This is a genomic window from Isoptericola sp. NPDC057653, from assembly GCF_042799955.1.
Classification (GTDB): Bacteria; Actinomycetota; Actinomycetes; order Actinomycetales; family Cellulomonadaceae; genus Isoptericola.
Genome location: NZ_JBHVHP010000001.1, coordinates 559407 through 574245 on the forward strand (window position 1 = coordinate 559407; position 14839 = coordinate 574245).

General features: G+C 73.6%; 10 protein-coding genes. 2 read left to right on the plus strand and 8 right to left on the minus strand.

Annotation, left to right across the window (positions count from 1 at the left end; translation table 11 throughout):
• The first annotated feature begins 63 nt into the window (after window positions 1–63).
• Window positions 64–4146 carry a phosphodiester glycosidase family protein gene (locus tag ACFU9A_RS02495; protein ID WP_430573677.1) on the plus strand — a complete coding sequence of 1361 codons (4083 nt, stop codon included), beginning with the start codon at window positions 64–66 and terminating at the stop codon, window positions 4144–4146.
• 64 nt (window positions 4147–4210) lie between these two features.
• Window positions 4211–4435 (plus strand): hypothetical protein, encoded by a 225-nt coding sequence (locus ACFU9A_RS02500; RefSeq protein WP_430573678.1) that lies wholly within the window; start codon window positions 4211–4213, stop codon window positions 4433–4435.
• A gap of 107 nt (window positions 4436–4542) precedes the next feature.
• Here ACFU9A_RS02500 and ACFU9A_RS02505 read toward each other — a convergent pair whose 3' ends face one another.
• The 8 genes from ACFU9A_RS02505 to ACFU9A_RS02540 all read right to left on the minus strand — a co-directional run bounded on the left by ACFU9A_RS02505 (window position 4543) and on the right by ACFU9A_RS02540 (window position 14808).
• Complete coding sequence (locus ACFU9A_RS02505; protein WP_430573679.1) at window positions 4543–6570, minus strand: RICIN domain-containing protein; 2028 nt, start codon at window positions 6568–6570, stop codon at window positions 4543–4545.
• A 95-nt stretch (window positions 6571–6665) separates the two neighbouring features.
• Window positions 6666–8099, minus strand: coding sequence for an aminopeptidase P family protein (locus ACFU9A_RS02510; protein WP_430573680.1), 1434 nt, complete (start codon window positions 8097–8099; stop codon window positions 6666–6668).
• Window positions 8096–9379, minus strand: coding sequence for an alpha/beta hydrolase family protein (locus tag ACFU9A_RS02515; protein WP_430573681.1), 1284 nt, complete (start codon window positions 9377–9379; stop codon window positions 8096–8098). The genes ACFU9A_RS02510 and ACFU9A_RS02515 overlap by 4 nt, the downstream gene beginning before the upstream one ends.
• Complete coding sequence (locus tag ACFU9A_RS02520; RefSeq protein WP_430573682.1) at window positions 9376–10293, minus strand: ATP-binding cassette domain-containing protein; 918 nt, start codon at window positions 10291–10293, stop codon at window positions 9376–9378. Before ACFU9A_RS02520 ends, ACFU9A_RS02515 begins: the two co-directional genes overlap by 4 nt.
• The gene (locus ACFU9A_RS02525; RefSeq protein ID WP_430573683.1) at window positions 10290–11126 is read right to left on the minus strand and encodes an ABC transporter ATP-binding protein; all 837 of its coding nucleotides are present in this window, start codon (window positions 11124–11126) and stop codon (window positions 10290–10292) included. The genes ACFU9A_RS02520 and ACFU9A_RS02525 overlap by 4 nt, the downstream gene beginning before the upstream one ends.
• Entirely contained in the window at window positions 11123–12121 is a 999-nt protein-coding gene (locus ACFU9A_RS02530; RefSeq protein ID WP_430573684.1) for an ABC transporter permease, read from the minus strand. Before ACFU9A_RS02530 ends, ACFU9A_RS02525 begins: the two co-directional genes overlap by 4 nt.
• Window positions 12121–13077, minus strand: coding sequence for an ABC transporter permease (locus tag ACFU9A_RS02535; protein ID WP_430573685.1), 957 nt, complete (start codon window positions 13075–13077; stop codon window positions 12121–12123). The genes ACFU9A_RS02530 and ACFU9A_RS02535 overlap by 1 nt, the downstream gene beginning before the upstream one ends.
• Window positions 13078–13080: 3 nt before the next feature.
• Entirely contained in the window at window positions 13081–14808 is a 1728-nt protein-coding gene (locus ACFU9A_RS02540) for an ABC transporter substrate-binding protein (RefSeq protein WP_430573686.1), read from the minus strand.
• Window positions 14809–14839: the final 31 nt, after the last annotated feature.

A 14839-nucleotide genomic window follows, 5' to 3' on the forward strand; every position in this document is an offset into this window, starting at 1 on the left:
ATGGCAACCTGGACGCGGGACGCTGCGACGGCGCACGTCCCGGCCCGACCAGCGGAGGATCCGATGAGCCGAGCTCTGCCCCCTGCCCGACGCCCAGCGACCGTCCCGGCAGGGATCGGCGTCCTGCTCGGCCTGGCGATGGCGGTCCCCGCCGGCGCCGCCGCGGCCGCGACGCCCGACCCCGACCTGCCGGTCGCGACCGCCGACCTCGCGCCCGCCGTGGCCACGGCGCTGCGCGACGACGTCGTGGACGTGCCGCTCGACGACGGCGGCGCGGCCATCGTCACCGAGCGCACGGAGCGGCTGATCGCCCCCGGCCTCGAGCTCACCGAGTTCGCGCGGGTGTCCGCCGCGGGCTGGCTGAGCGGCGAGGTGCTGGTCGCCCACCTCGGGCAGGACGACGGACCGCGGCTCGGCTACCTCGGCCCGGACGCCGTCGCCGGCAACGCCACCGTGAGCGAGATGGCCGCCGACCGCGGTGCCGTCGCGGCGGTCAACGGCGACTTCTTCGACATCAACAACTCCGGCGCGGCCCTCGGCGCCGCGGTGGACGACGGCACCCTGCTGAAGTCGGCGACCCCCGGGCGCGAGAAGGCCCTGACGGTCGACACGTCCGGCGTCGCGCGGCTCGCGGAGCTCTTCCTGGAGGGCACCGTCTCCTTCGGCTCGGGCGCCGGCGCGCGCGAGCTGCCCGTCGCCGGGCTCAACGTCACCGGCGTCCCGGCCGGCGGCGTCGCCGTCTTCGACGCCGCCTGGGGCGACGTGGCGCGCACGCGCCCGCTGGGCGCGGGGGAGCAGGGCGTCGAGGTGCAGGTCCGTACCGCGGACGGTGCGACCACGGGGACCGTCGTCTCCGTCGGGACGCCGGGTGCGGGCCGCCTGCCCGCCGACGTGCGGGCCGTCGTCGCCCGCCCGGGCGCCGCGGCCGACGCGCTCAAGGCGCTCGCGCCCGGCGCCGAGGTGTCCCTCGCCTACGGGCTGCGCGAGGACCTCGGCGAGATCCGCACCGCCATCGGCGGCGACCCGGACGACTGGCTGCTCGAGGACGGCGAGGTCACGTCGTCCACCAGCGACTTCGCGACGCTGCGGCACCCGCGCACGGCCGTCGGGATCAGCGCGGACGGCGGCACGGCCTACCTCGTCGTCGTCGACGGGCGGCAGGCGCAGAGCATCGGCGCGTCGCTGCCGGAGCTCGGCCGGTTCCTCGGCCAGCTCGGCGCCGACGACGCGATCAACCTCGACGGCGGCGGCTCCACGACGATGGTCGCGCGGCTGCCCGGCGACGCCGGCACCAGCGTGCTCAACAGCCCGTCCGACGGCACCGAGCGGCTCGACGCCAACGGCCTCGGCCTGTTCACCCCCGAGGGCTCGGGCGAGGTGCACGGGTTCGACGTCCGCGCGGCCGTCCCCACCGGGGACGCCCCGGCGACCGACGCGCTGCGCGTCTTCCCCGGCCTGCACCGCACCCTGACGGCGGCCGGCTTCGACGAGACCCGGGCGGCCGTCGACACCCGCCCGGACTCCTGGACGACGAGCGCCGCCGCCGCGGCGACGGTCGCGCGCGGCGAGGACGGCGCGGGCGTCGTCACCGGCGTCGCGGCCGGCACGACGACCGTCCGCGCGGCGGCCCCGGCGTCCGACGGCGTGGCGACGGGCTCCGCGGACCTCACGGTGCTCGGCGAGCCGGTGCGGCTCACGGTCCCCGAGCCCGTGGTGACGCTCCCCGACGACGACGCGACGGCGTCGCTCACCATCGTCGGGCACGACGCCGACGGGTACTCCGCGCCGGTGGAGGCGCGCGACGTGGAGGTCACGGGCGGCGACGGCGTGGCCGCGCTGGAGCCCGCGGCCGACGGGTCGTTCACCGTCCGTGCGCTGCGCCCCTCGGGCGCCGCGAGCTTCACGCTCGCCGTCGGGGACGAGGAGGTCGAGGTCGCCGTGGCGGTCTCGCTGGAGGACGTCGTCGTCGCCGACCTGGCGGACGCCGCCCGCTGGACCTCCGCGAACGACCGGGCCGCCGGCGGCTCGGTCGCCCCCGCCGCCGGGCACGACGGCGCGGCCGGCCTGAAGCTCACCTACGACTTCACGCAGTCCACCGCCACGCGCGGCCAGTACGCCGTGGCCCCCGACGGCGGGATCGTCGTGGCGGGCCAGCCCCGCAAGGTCACGATGTGGATCGACGGCGACGAGCAGGGCGCCTGGCTGCGCCTGCAGGTGCGCCAGGGCGACGGCGTCGTCACCAACCTCGACGGCCCCACCGTGTCCTGGAAGGGGTGGCGACAGGTCGAGTTCGCCGTCCCGGAGGGCGTCGCGTACCCCCTCACGGTGCAGCGCGTGCGGGTGCTGGAGACGCGCGCGGCCTCCCAGTACAAGGGCGCGCTCACGATCTCGGACGTGCGAGCGCAGGTGCCGCCGGACGTCGACGCGCCGCAGGCCGAGCGCGTCGAGGACCCCGTGGTCGTGGCGGAGGGCGCCACGGACGACGCGCCGCTGCGCGTGGCCGTCCTGTCCGACGCGCAGTTCGTCGCCCGCGACCCGGGTTCCGGCGCCGTGCAGGGGGCGAAGCAGGCGCTGGCCGAGATCGTCGCCGAGGACCCGGACCTGCTGGTCATCAACGGCGACCTGGTGGACGAGGCGTCGCCCGCCGACTTCGACCTGGCCCGCGAGGTGCTCGACGAGGGTCTCGCCGACGCCGACTTCCCCTGGTACTACCTGCCGGGCAACCACGAGGTCATGGGCGGCTCGATCGCGAACTTCGAGGACGAGTTCGGCGAGCGCACGCACGTCGTCGACGTGCCCGACCCGCGCGACCCCGACGGCGGCACCACGCGCCTCGTGATGCTGGACTCGTCCAGCGGGCGGCTCGGCAGCGACTTCGCCCAGCTGCGTGCCCTGCGGGACGCGCTCGACGACGCGGCGTCGGACGACGCCGTCACCGGCGTCGTGACCCTCTTCCACCACCCGCTGGACGACCCGCTGCCCACCAAGGCCAGCCAGCTCCAGGACCGGGTGGAGGCCCGGACGCTGCGCGCGTGGTTCGAGGACTTCCGCGAGACGTCGGGCAAGCAGGTCGCGTCCGTCGGGTCGCACGTGGGCGTCTTCCACGCGGGCACCGAGGACGGCATCCCCTACGTCGTCAACGGCAACTCCGGCAAGAGCCCGGCGAGCACGCCGGCCGACGGCGGCTTCACCGGCTGGTCGATGGTGGGGATCGACCCGGCCGCGCGGGGCACCGGCGACGGCGGCTGGTTCTCCTGGGAGGTCAACGCCCGCGCCGCGAGCGTCGCGGTGAGCGGGCCCGAGGAGCTCGCCGTGGGCACGTCCGGCCAGGTCAGTGCCCTGCTCACGCAGGACGGCACCCGCGAGGTGCCGGTCGCGTGGCCGGTCTCCTCGCGCTGGGGCGGTGACCGGGTGTTCGTCGGGTCGGCCGACGACGCCCCCCGCGGCACCGTCCTCGCCCTCGACCCGGTCACCCACGAGGCGACCGCCGTCGCCCCCGGCCGCGCGACCGTCGAGGTCGAGGTGAACGGTGTCGTCGGGACGCGCGAGGTGCTGGTGCCCGCGGGGGCGCCCGGCCAGGCGCGGATCAGCGACGACAACGGCTGGGACACGGGCCTGCGCGACGGCGACTACGACGTCCTCGTCGACCTCTGGTGGGGCGAGAACGCCACCAGCATGCGGCTCTACGAGGACGGAGCGCTGATCCACACGGAGAAGCTGACGCACGGCGGCACCGGCGCCCAGCGGGTCGCCGTCCCCGTCACCGGCAAGAGGAACGGCGCGTACGAGTACACGTGCGAGCTGGTCAACGCCGCGGGCACCACCCCCTGCGCCGGCAGCCACACGGTGCGGGTCACGGACGCGAACCCGGGCACGCCCACGCTGTCGCACGACAACGGCGACGGGGACGGCGACTACGCCGTCACCATGCACAAGTGGTGGGGCACGCAGGCCACCGGGTACGTCCTGTACGAGGACGGCGTCGAGGTGGACCGGCAGGAGCTCGTGCCGGGGACCGGGGGAGACGCGCAGTCGGCCACGACCGTCCTCACCGCCCGCGCCGCCGGCGCGCACCGGTACGTCGCGGTGCTCACCAACGCCGCGGGCGAGACGCGCAGCAAGGAGCTCACGGTGCGCGTGCGGTGACGTCCGGGGAGTCGCCCGCCGCGGTCGTTGGCCCCGCCCGCGGCGGGCGGCATATCCTCGGACCATGAGCGACTTCCAGGTCAACCCGCGCGTCAAGTCCGAGCCCACCGGTGCCGTCCTCGGGCGCTTCATCGGCGCGTTCGTGCTCTTCCTGGGCGGCCTCGTGCTGTTCGGCTCCGGCGTCTCCGGCGGGAACCCGACCCTGGACCCCTACTTCGTCGTCGGCGGCATCCTCGCCGTCTCGCTGGCCTTCGGCCTGCCGATGATCGGCGCGCACGAGCGCGGCTGACCCCGCCGCGCCGCACTGCCGAACAGGCGGTTGGCACCGGTATGGACCGATCTCTCGCTCCATACCGGTGCCAACCGCCTGTTCGTCGTCCTGCGGGGTCGGTCAGGTCATGACCGGCGCACCGTGAGGACCTCCGAGACGTTGCCCGCCCGGTCCGTCGCCCGGGCCTCGACCCGGTCGTGGGGCCGGATCCCGACCACGTCCTCGTAGCGCGTCCAGGCGGCGCCGTTCACCCGGTACTCCAGCAGCGCGACGCCCGACGCGTCGTCGGTGGCGCCGAGCGTCAGGGACTTCCGGTTCGGGTGGGCCCACGCGAAGGTCACCTCGGGCGCCGTGACGTCGGGCAGCAGGTATGCCCCGGTGCCCTGCACGGCCGTGCGGGTGGTGTCCTCGAGCAGCCACCGGGTGGCGTCGGCCGGGTCGGTGAGGGTGAGGGATACGCCCGAGGTGGTACGGCCGTCGACGTCGAGGGCGCCACCGCTCGCCGCGTTCACGAGCCGCCCGTCGTACTCCTCCGCGGTCGAGGTGTCCGGGACGAACCTCCACCGCTGTCGCGGGTCGTCCGCGTCCGCCTCGACGCCGGCGTACCGGACCTCGGTGTCCGAGACCGCGGCGAGGGCGCCGGAGCCGTCGGACGCCGCGATCGTGTACGCGCCGCCGCCCGCCGGGGCGAGCGACCCGACGCCGTCGCCCCACCGCGACCAGACGACGACGTCGCGCTCGGGGTGGTCGGGGTCGCCGGCGTACCGGTCCACCTGGTACTCGGTGCCGACGCCGGTGGTCACGATCCGGAACGCGTCCGTGGCGAAGTCGACGTCCTGCGCCGTCTCCCGCTCCGGGGCCGGGGGAACCTGGGTGTAGTCGCCGTGGTAGACGTCGGGCGCCGGCTCGTCCCACGGGGCGGGGAGCGTGAGGTCGGCGGGGTAGACCTTGGCGAACAGCGCGTAGGCCTGCGGGTCGTACTCCTTCAGCTCGGCCCGGGTGTTGATGGGGCTGCGTACGCCGTCGGTCCAGTCCGGCTTCTCCGCCATGACGTCGAACCAGATCGCCGAGAGCGTCGCGAAGTACTCGTCGATGTTGCCGATCGCGTAGGTGTTCGGCCACCGACCGGTCGCCCAGGAGTTCTCGTACGCCGCGTACAGCTCGTCGGAGAGGCTCTCGTCCGCGAGCGTCTCGATCCCGACCAGGCGCACGGCGTGGCCGAACTCGTGGACCAGGATGTTCTCGTTCCGGTAGCCCGTGTTGAGGAACGCGTTCTCGTCGTCGCGCGTGCGCAGCACGTTGCGCTCGGAGATCGACGAGACGCAGCCGTTCCACTCGCTGCCGCCGTAACCCTCGACGTCGTACATCTCGGGGTCGTACCCGCCGCGGTGCTCGGGGACGAGGTACGCGTTCTCGCGCGCCGCGTACACCGCCAGGGAGCAGCCGAAGTCGGCCATCCGGTCCGCGATCCCGTTGTCCGTCTTGCCGAGCTGGACGTCCACCTGGGCGGCGGCGAGGTCCAGCGTGGCCGGGTCGACCCGCGGGTCCGCCTTGACCGTGATCCCCGCCCCCGTGGTCACCGACTGCGTGTAGTAGTCGAGCCGGGGGACGCCGGTGTAGGTCACGTCCTGGGCGGGGCGGCCCTCGGCGTCCTCGATGCTCGAGCCGTCGATCGTGAGGGTGAGCGGCTGGTCGGGGTCGAGGGCGCCGGTGTACGCCACGCTCGCGAGGTGCAGGTCGTCGGGGAGCCGCGCCATGCTGTCGGCGTCCGACGCCGCGATCTGCCGGTTGTCCTTGTCGAAGAAGATCGTGTCCGTCGGTCCGGTGGCGGGCTTCGGAGTGAGGGCGACCCTGGTGCCGCCGCTGGTCAGGGTGAGGTTGTCGACGCTGACCGCCGCGGTCTCGTCCACGTAGCGGTCCCAGGAGATCTCGAGGAACTTGCCCTCGTTGATGACGCGGACCTCGGTGACCTGGGGGCCGTCGAACCCAGGGTCCGTCGCCACCGTGCCGTCGGCGGCGACGGGGACGGCCGCCGCGTCCTCGTCCGCGGCGGCCGGCCCGCCCGTCCCTGCGAGCAGCGCCGCGAGCGTCGCCGACGCCGTGAGCGTCGCGGTCAGGGCGGCTCGAGCGCCCCGTTCTCGTCCGTTCTTCACACCAGTCTTCCCTTCGTCTGCGGAGGTCCTGCCTGACGTTGGTGACGCGGGTGTTGCTCGTCCCTGCCCCGGCCGGCGCCGGGGCAGGGACGCCTTCAGACGGACGGGGCCAGCAGGTCCGTCGTCCAGGCCTCGACGCCGGCCGCGTCGATGGGCAGGGCGTCGGAGAGCACCTCGTGCCCGTCGTCCGTGACGAGCAGGTCGTCCTCCAGCCGCACGCCGACGCCGCGCAGCTCCGGCGGCACGGTGAGGTCGTGGGCGTGGAAGTACAGCCCCGGCTCGACGGTCATGACGACGCCCGGCTCGAGGTCGGCGCCCATGTAGTCCTTCCAGTCGCTGTGCGCGCAGTCGTGCACGTCGAGGCCCAGGTGGTGCCCGATGCCGCACACGAGCCAGCGGCGGTGGTGCTGGCCCTGCGGCGACAGCGCCTCGTCGACGGAGACGGGCAGCAGGCCCCAGTCGTGCAGGCCCTCGGCGAGCACCTCCATCGCCGCGTAGTGGAAGTCGAGGTAGTTCACGCCCGGCCGCACGTGCGCCATCCCGGCCCGGTGGCTCTTCTCCACCAGGTCGTGCACGGCGCGCTGCTCGGCGCTGAACCGGCCGGACGGCGGCACGGTGCGCGTGACGTCGGCGGTGTACAGGGTGTCGGTCTCGACCCCCATGTCGAGCAGCAGGGGCGCGTCGGGCAGCACGGGGCCGTCGCAGCGCACCCAGTGCAGCGTGGGGGCGTGCGGCCCGCTGCCGATGATGGTCGCGTAGCCGGGGCCGTTGCCCGTGGTCCGGGCGTGGCGGTCGAACGTGCCCTGCAGCCAGCGCTCGCCGCCCGAGCGCACCGCCGCCGGGATCTCGCGCGCCACCGCCTCGAAGCCGGTCACGGTGTGGTCGACGGCGGCGCGCAGCTGCGCCACCTCCCAGGCGTCCTTGACCATGCGCAGGTCGGAGCAGACCCGGGCGAGCTCGGCGGACCGCTCCAGGCCGTGCCGTGTCACGACGTCCGCCGGCACCCCGCGCCCGGCCCACCAGCCGGACCCGTGCGCGAGGGCCTCGTCCAGGTCGGCCAGGGGCCGCACGGGGACGCCCAGCGCGCGCTCCCACTCGCCGAGACCGGGGGAGGCGCCCACCCACAGCTCGCCGTGCAGGGCGTCGGAGTAGAACGCCGGGTCGCCCGGCCTGGCGGGGGGCGGCGCGAAGAGCACGGCGTCGGTGCCGTGCAGCACGACGACGGCGTCCTCGATCTGGCACCCCGTCAGCCACACGAAGTCGCTGTCGGCGCGGAAGTCGTACGAGGTGTCGTTGCTGCGCACGGGCGCGCGCCCGGCCCCGACGACGACGGTGCGCCCGCCGAGCCGTTCCGCGAGCCGCGCGCGGTGGGCGGCGGCCGCCTCGGCCGCGCCGTCGGGCACCCGGGCGGGCACGACGTCGGTGCCCCAGCCCTCGGCGATCATCGCGTTGAAGGCGGGCACCTCCGTGAGGCGTGGGGTCCGGTTGCCCGCGTGGGGCGGACGGTGGCCCTGGTCGTGGTGCGTCATCGTCGTTCTCCTCCCGCGTCCCGGACGAGCTCCCGCAGGCGCCGCAACACCCGGGGGTCGCCGAGACCGTCGTGCTCGTACTCGTTGGTCACCCAGGCGTGCGAGCCGCCCAGCCTGGACAGGGTGTCGAGCTGCAGGCCCGAGTCCACGTACATGTCGTCGAAGTAGACGGCCGCGGCCAGGGGCACGTCGTTCGCGGCGAGCCGCTCGAGGTCGTACAGCGGGCTCCACCCCGCGCGGGCGGCGAGCGCGTGCACGGCCGGGGCGAACGGCCGCAGCAGCCGCACCTCGTCGAACATCCACGGGAAGGCCATCTCGCCCGTGAGCAGCAGCGGCCGCTCGTCCGGGCCGAACTGCGGCCGCTCGTCGCGGGCCCGCTGCGCCGCCCAGGCGGTCGGGCCGTTCGCCCCGTCGCCGTAGATGGACTCCTGCAGGGTCCAGAACAGCGGGTTCGACGCCGACGACGAGCGCACCAGCACCTGCTCGAGGAACCCGTGCGACAGCCGGCCGGGGCGTACGAACGCGTCGTCGACCAGCCAGTGCAGGCGCTCGGACCCGGGCTTCATCCCCAGGTCGATCCCCAGGGACTGGAACCGGTGCACGGTGAGGGCGTCGCCGTCGGGCAGGCGCACGTCGCCGGCGGCGAGCCGGTCGGCGATCGCGGCGACGGCCTCGACGTCCTGCGGGTACAGGTCGTAGTAGCGGCGGGTCTTGGCCTCCGCGCGGGCGAACGTGCGCCGGTACACCTCGTCGGCGCTCGCCGGCGTCCCCGGGATGCCGCCGGTGACGTAGCAGGCGGTGAGCCCCTCGGGCGCCGTCGACAGGTACGCGAGGGTGATCCAGCCGCCGAACGACTGGCCCAGGCTCGCCCAGCGGCGGCCGTCGTAGTGCGTGCGGCGCACGTGCTCGAGGTCGGCCACGATCGAGTCCGCGCGGAAGCAGGCCAGGTAGTCCGCGCCCGCCTCGGCGTCGCCGCGCGCGGCGACCTCCTCGCCGTCCAGCGGGGTGCTGCGGCCGGTGCCCCGCTGGTCGGGCAGCACGACGCGGTACGTCTTCAGGGCCTCGTCGATCCATCCGCCGCGGTCCAGGGGGCGCGGGGACGCGCCGCCCGGCCCGCCCTGCAGGTAGACCAGGAGGGGCAGGTCGTCGCCCCGGCGGTCGGGGTCGACCACCTCGCGCCAGAAGACGCGGATCTGCTCGCCGTCGGGCCGCGACCAGTCGAGGGGGACGGTGGTGCCGTGCTCGGTGACGTGCAGGCCGGGCAGGTGGTAGGTCGTCACGCGGTGGTCTCCTCCTCGGGGGCGGCGGGCCGGGCCCGGGCCGCCTCGCGGCGCGCCCGCTCCCACTCGGGCCGGATCCGCGGCACGGCGGCGAGCAGGGTCCGGGTGTACTCGTGCTGCGGGTCGTCGAAGACGGCGTCGCGCGCGCCCTGCTCGACGATCCGGCCCTTCGACATGACGGCGACGCGGTCGGCGATCTGCCGCACCACCGCGAGGTCGTGCGCGATGAAGAGGTAGCTGAACCCCTCCTCGCGCTGCAGCCGCCGCAGCAGGTTGATGATCTGCGCCTGCACGGACACGTCGAGGGCGGAGACCGCCTCGTCGCACACCACCAGCCGAGGCGAGACCGCGAGGGCCCGGGCGATGCCGATGCGCTGCGCCTGGCCGCCGGAGAACTGGGACGGGTAGCGGCGGTGGTGGTCGGGGTCCAGGCCCACGCGCTCCATGAGCTGCTGCGTGAACGCCCTGGTGCCACCGGGCACGTCGTGCCCCTGGTAGACGAGCGGCGCGGTGACGATCCGCTCCACCGTGTGCCGCGGGTTCAGCGACGAGTACGGGTCCTGGAACACCACCTGCACGTCGTTGCGGAACCGGCGCAGCCGCTCGCCGCGCACCTGGGTGACGGGCTCGCCGTCGAACATGATCTCGCCCGACGTCGCGTCCATGAGCCGCGCGACGATCCGCGCCGTCGTCGACTTGCCCGACCCGGACTCGCCCACGAGCGCGAGCGTCTCGCGGTCGCCCACCTCGAGGCTCACGCCGTCGACCGCGCGGAACGTGTCCGCCCGGGCCAGCAGGCCGCCCGTGCCGGGCACGGCGAACTCCTTGACCACGTCGGTGACGGTCAGCAGGGCCTGCCCGGTGCGGGCGGCCGGGGCGGCGGGGGCCTCGGTCCCGGTGCTGATGGTGCTCATGCGTTCCCTCCCACCACGTCGATGCTGCGCAGCTCGCCGATCTCGTCGTCGATCCGGGGGACGGCGTCGAGCAGCGCGCGGGTGTACGGGTGCTGCGGGTCGGAGAACAGCCGCTCGGCGGACGCCTGCTCGACGCTCACCCCGTGCCGCATCACGACCACGTCCTCGGCGATCTCGCTGACCACCGCGAGGTCGTGCGAGATGAGGATCAGGGCCGTCCCGGTCTCGCGCCGCACCTCCTGCAGGAGGTCGAGGATCTGGGCCTGCACGGTGACGTCGAGCGCGGTGGTGGGCTCGTCGGCGATGAGCAGGTCCGGCTCGGTGGACAGCGCCATCGCGATCATCACGCGTTGGCGCATGCCGCCGGAGAACTGGTGCGGGTAGTGGTCCACGCGGCGGGCGGCGTCCGCGATGTGCACGCGCTCCATGGCCTCGACCGCGACCTTCCGGGCCTGCCGCCGGGTCACGCCCGCACGGTGGGCCCGGTAGGCCTCCTCGATCTGCTGCCCCACCGAGTAGTAGGGGTTCAGCGAGGACAGCGGGTCCTGGAAGATCATCGACATGCGGTCGCCGCGCAGGTGCCGCACCTTCGACTCGGACAGCGAGGTCAGGTCGGCGCCCTCCAGGGCCACGCGGCCCCGCAGGCTCGCCGTCGGGGGCAGCAGCCCCATGACGGCCAGGGACGTCATCGACTTGCCGGAGCCCGACTCGCCGACGATCCCCAGCGACGCGCCCCGCTCCAGGGTGAAGGAGAGCCCGTCGACGACGTCCACCGGGCCCTGCGCGGTGCGGAAGGTGACGGTGAGGTCCTCGACCTCGAGCAGCGCGCTCATGCCCTCGCTCCGATCCGGACCCGCGGGTCGATGGTCGTGTAGACGATGTCCACGACCACGTTCCCGACGATCACGAGGAACGCCGCGACGAGCGTGACGCCCATGATGACCGGCTGGTCGTTCTTGGTGATGGAGTCGGACGCCATCTTGCCGACGCCGTTGAGACCGAACACGGTCTCGATGATGATCGCGCCGCCCAGCAGCCCGGCGAAGTCCATGCCGAACAGCGTCACGACCGGCGTCAGGGCGGGGCGGAGGGCGTGCCGCCGCCACACGAGCCGCGGGGCGAGGCCCTTGGCCCGCGCCGTGCGGACGAAGTTCTCGTCGAGGGTGTCCAGCACGTTCGCCCGGGTGAGCCGCTGGTACATCGACGCGTAGGTGAACGCGAGCACGAGCCACGGCATGACGAAGTTGAGGAACCACTGGCCGGGGTCGGTGCCGAACGGCACCGCCTGCGGGAAGGGCAGCCACCCGAGCCGGACCACCAGCACGTACTGCAGCACCAGGGCCAGCACGTAGTTGGGGATCGAGACGCCCCCGAGCGCGGCGCCGGTGGCGGCGCGGTCGAACCAGGTGCCCTTCTTGATCGCGGCGAGCAGCCCGCCGCCGACGCCCATGAGCAGCCACAGCACGGCCGCGCCGACGGCGAGCGTCGCGGAGACGCCGATCCGCTGCTCGAACATCGCGAGCACGGGCTGGCCGGTCTGGAAGGAGTAGCCGAGGCACGGCGCCGCGCAGTCGATCGCGTTGGCGCCGGTGCCGTAGGTGGTGCCGACGAACAGCCCCGACAGGAACCCGAGGAACTGCTCGTAGAACGGCCGGTCGAGACCCAGGTTGGTGCGGATCTGGTCGATCAGCTCGGGCGTGCAGTTCTTGCCGCAGATCTGCACGGCGGGGTCGGGGGAGAGGGCGAAGAAGATCGCGTAGGTGAACAGGACGACGAGGAACAGGACGCCGACCATGCCGGCGAGCCTCGTCACGAGAAAGCGGGCCATCAGCGCCTCTCCCCCGCGTCGACCACGTCCTTGAGCCGGTCGCCGAGGACCGTGAAGGACAGCACGAGCAGGAACAGGAAGGTCCCGGGGATCGCGAAGTACATGGGGTCGACGGCGTACCAGCTCATCGACTGCGCGATCATCTGGCCCCAGGAGGGGGTCGGCGGGACCACGCCGACGCCGAGGAAGCTCAGCCCCGCCTCCGTGCCGATGTACCCCGGCACGGCGAGGGTGGTCATGACGATGATCGTGGAGCGCAGGTTCGGCAGGATCTCGAGGAGCACGATCCGCCACCCCGACGCCCCGGACGCGCGGGCCGCCTCGACGAACTCGCGCTGCGCGAGCGTCATCGTCTGCCCGCGCACGACGCGGGCGAGGTACGGCCAGCCAAAGACCGAGATGACCAGCACCAGCAGCGGCGCCCGGTTGCTCGCCGGCAGCGCCGAGAGGATCGCGATCATGAAGATCAGCGCCGGGAACGCCATGAGGAAGTCCATGACGCGCGAGACGACCTGGTCGACCTTGCCGCCGTGGTACCCGGCGAGGAGGCCGAAGAGGACGCCCAGCAGGGTGGTGAGGGTGGTCGCCGCGAGCGCGATGAGCATGGAGGTGCGCGCGCCGTAGACGATGCGCGCGAACAGGTCGCGCCCGGTGCCGGGCTCGACGCCGAACCAGTGCTCGGCGCTGATCCCGCCCAGGGGCCCGATCGGCAGGCCGCCGAGGTTCGGGTCGATGGCCGACTGGTCGAACTCGTACGGCCCCCAGCCGGAGAGCTTGACGACGAGCGGCGCGGCGACGGCCAGCAGCGCGACGAGCGCGATGTAGGACAGGGCGAGCACCGCGCCGCGGGAGCGGAGCAGGTGGTGCCAGACCCCCTGCCGGCGCGCCGGGGGCGCGACGCCGACGGACGGCGCGCCCCCGGTCTCGGTCTCGAGCGTGGTCATGCTGATGGTCATGGGTCAGCCCTTGCTCGGGTCCTTGAGGCCGACGCCGGTGTAGTCGAGACCACCCGTCGCCACGCCGGGGCTGGAGTACACCCCGGTGATGTTCTCGCCGGGCAGCAGCACGACCTTCTCCACCAGGAGCGGCACGATCGGCGCCTCCTTGAGGACCTGCTCGTCGAGGTTGCCCCAGGCCTCGTTCGCGGCCGCCGGGTCGGTGATGGCGAGCGCGTCGTCGATGGCGGAGTTGATCGCCGGGTCGTCGATCTGCCCGAGGTTCGAGTTGCCCTTGGGGGTGATGCGCCGGCCGTCGAACAGCGGCGGGACGACGGTGCTCGCCGACGACGCCCAGTCGGGGCACCAGCCGGTGATCGCGGCGTCGTTCTGCAGCTTCGGCGTGCCGATCGTCTCGTAGAACTTCGAGGTGTCGATCGGGTTGAAGGTGACCTTGATGCCCATGCGGGCCAGCGACTGCTGCACGGCCTCTGCCTGCGCCTGCAGCTTGGGCTGGGTGCGCATGTCGAGCACCATCGAGAACCCGTCGGGGTAGCCGGCCTCGGCGAGCAGCTGCTTCGCCTTGTCGGCGTCGCCCGCGTTGTTCTCGCTCGGGTACAGGTCGAAGTCCTTGTAGCCCGCGACGGACGTGGGGATCGTCGTGGTGGCGATGTCGGCGAGCATGGTGCCGCCGGTGCCGTTCTGGACGGCGGTCTTGTCGATCGCGTACGAGATCGCCTGGCGCACCTTGACGTCGTCCAGCGGCTTCTTCGTGGTGTTGAGGCCCATGTAGGTGGTGCAGACGCCGGGCCAGTCGACGAGGCGGTCCTTGTACCGCGGGTCCTGCACGCGGGCGAGGGTGGCGGGCTGGAGGTTGCCCGCGATGGCGTTGACGTCCGTGCCCTGCCCGGCGAGCAGGCGCTCGTCGATCGTGGACGGGTCCAGGCCGAGCTGGAAGTTCCAGCCGTCCGGCTTGGCGGTCCGCACGTCGTCGGTCGCCGGGTCCCAGTTCTCGTTGCGCGCCAGCTTGATGACGCTGCCGGGGGTGTAGGTGTCGAGCGTGTAGGGCCCGGAGGCGACGATGTCGTTGAGGAACTCGTCGCCGGCGCCGGAGCCCACGGGGAACGGCGCGAAGTTCGGCTGCGACGCGACGGCCGGGAAGTCGGGGAACGGCGCCTTGAGGTGGAAGACGATCGTCGTGTCGTCGGGCGTCTCGATGGTCGGCAGGTCGCCGGACCTGTACGGCCCCTCGTAGTCCTTCGGGGCGTCGATGACCTGCTTGGCGTAGGGGGAGCCGATGCCGATCTCCGGGTCCCAGGCGCGCGAGACGCCGAACTTGACCTCCGCCGACGTGATCGGGTCGCCGTCGTCGAACTTCAGGCCGTCCTTGAGCGTGAACGTCCAGGTGAGGCCGTCGTCCGACACCGTGCCGGTGTCCGTGGCGAGGTCGGGCACGATCTCGTTCGGGTCCTCGGCGCTGCCGGACGCCGGCGTCGTGAGGGTGCGGTACACGAGGCGGTAGAAGTTGTTCACGCCGCCGTCCCAGCCCTTGGCCGGGTCGAGGTAGGAGAAGTCGGCGTTCTGCAGCACCTGGACGACGCCGCCCTCGGCGGGCTCGCCCTCGAGGCCGCCGGCGGTGCTCGCCGTCGAGCCGCCGCCACCGCCCCCGGACGAGCAGGCGCCGAGCGCGAGGAGGGCCGCGACGCCGAACGCTGCGGCACGGAGGGCTGGTCTGGTCACTCGTCGTGTCATGGAAAACCTCCCAGGTGGGGATGGTGCGACG

Excerpts from the sequence above, each read along its gene's own strand:
- ACFU9A_RS02500 (WP_430573678.1), top strand. The coding sequence starts at position 4,211 with ATGAGCGACTTCCAGGTCAACCCGCGCGTCAAGTCCGAGCCCACCGGT.
- ACFU9A_RS02525 (WP_430573683.1), bottom strand. The coding sequence starts at position 11,126 with ATGAGCGCGCTGCTCGAGGTCGAGGACCTCACCGTCACCTTCCGCACC.
- ACFU9A_RS02495 (WP_430573677.1), top strand. The coding sequence starts at position 64 with ATGAGCCGAGCTCTGCCCCCTGCCCGACGCCCAGCGACCGTCCCGGCA.
- ACFU9A_RS02535 (WP_430573685.1), bottom strand. The coding sequence starts at position 13,077 with ATGACCATCAGCATGACCACGCTCGAGACCGAGACCGGGGGCGCGCCG.
- ACFU9A_RS02540 (WP_430573686.1), bottom strand. The coding sequence starts at position 14,808 with ATGACACGACGAGTGACCAGACCAGCCCTCCGTGCCGCAGCGTTCGGC.
- ACFU9A_RS02520 (WP_430573682.1), bottom strand. The coding sequence starts at position 10,293 with ATGAGCACCATCAGCACCGGGACCGAGGCCCCCGCCGCCCCGGCCGCC.
- ACFU9A_RS02530 (WP_430573684.1), bottom strand. The coding sequence starts at position 12,121 with ATGGCCCGCTTTCTCGTGACGAGGCTCGCCGGCATGGTCGGCGTCCTG.
- ACFU9A_RS02510 (WP_430573680.1), bottom strand. The coding sequence starts at position 8,099 with ATGACGCACCACGACCAGGGCCACCGTCCGCCCCACGCGGGCAACCGG.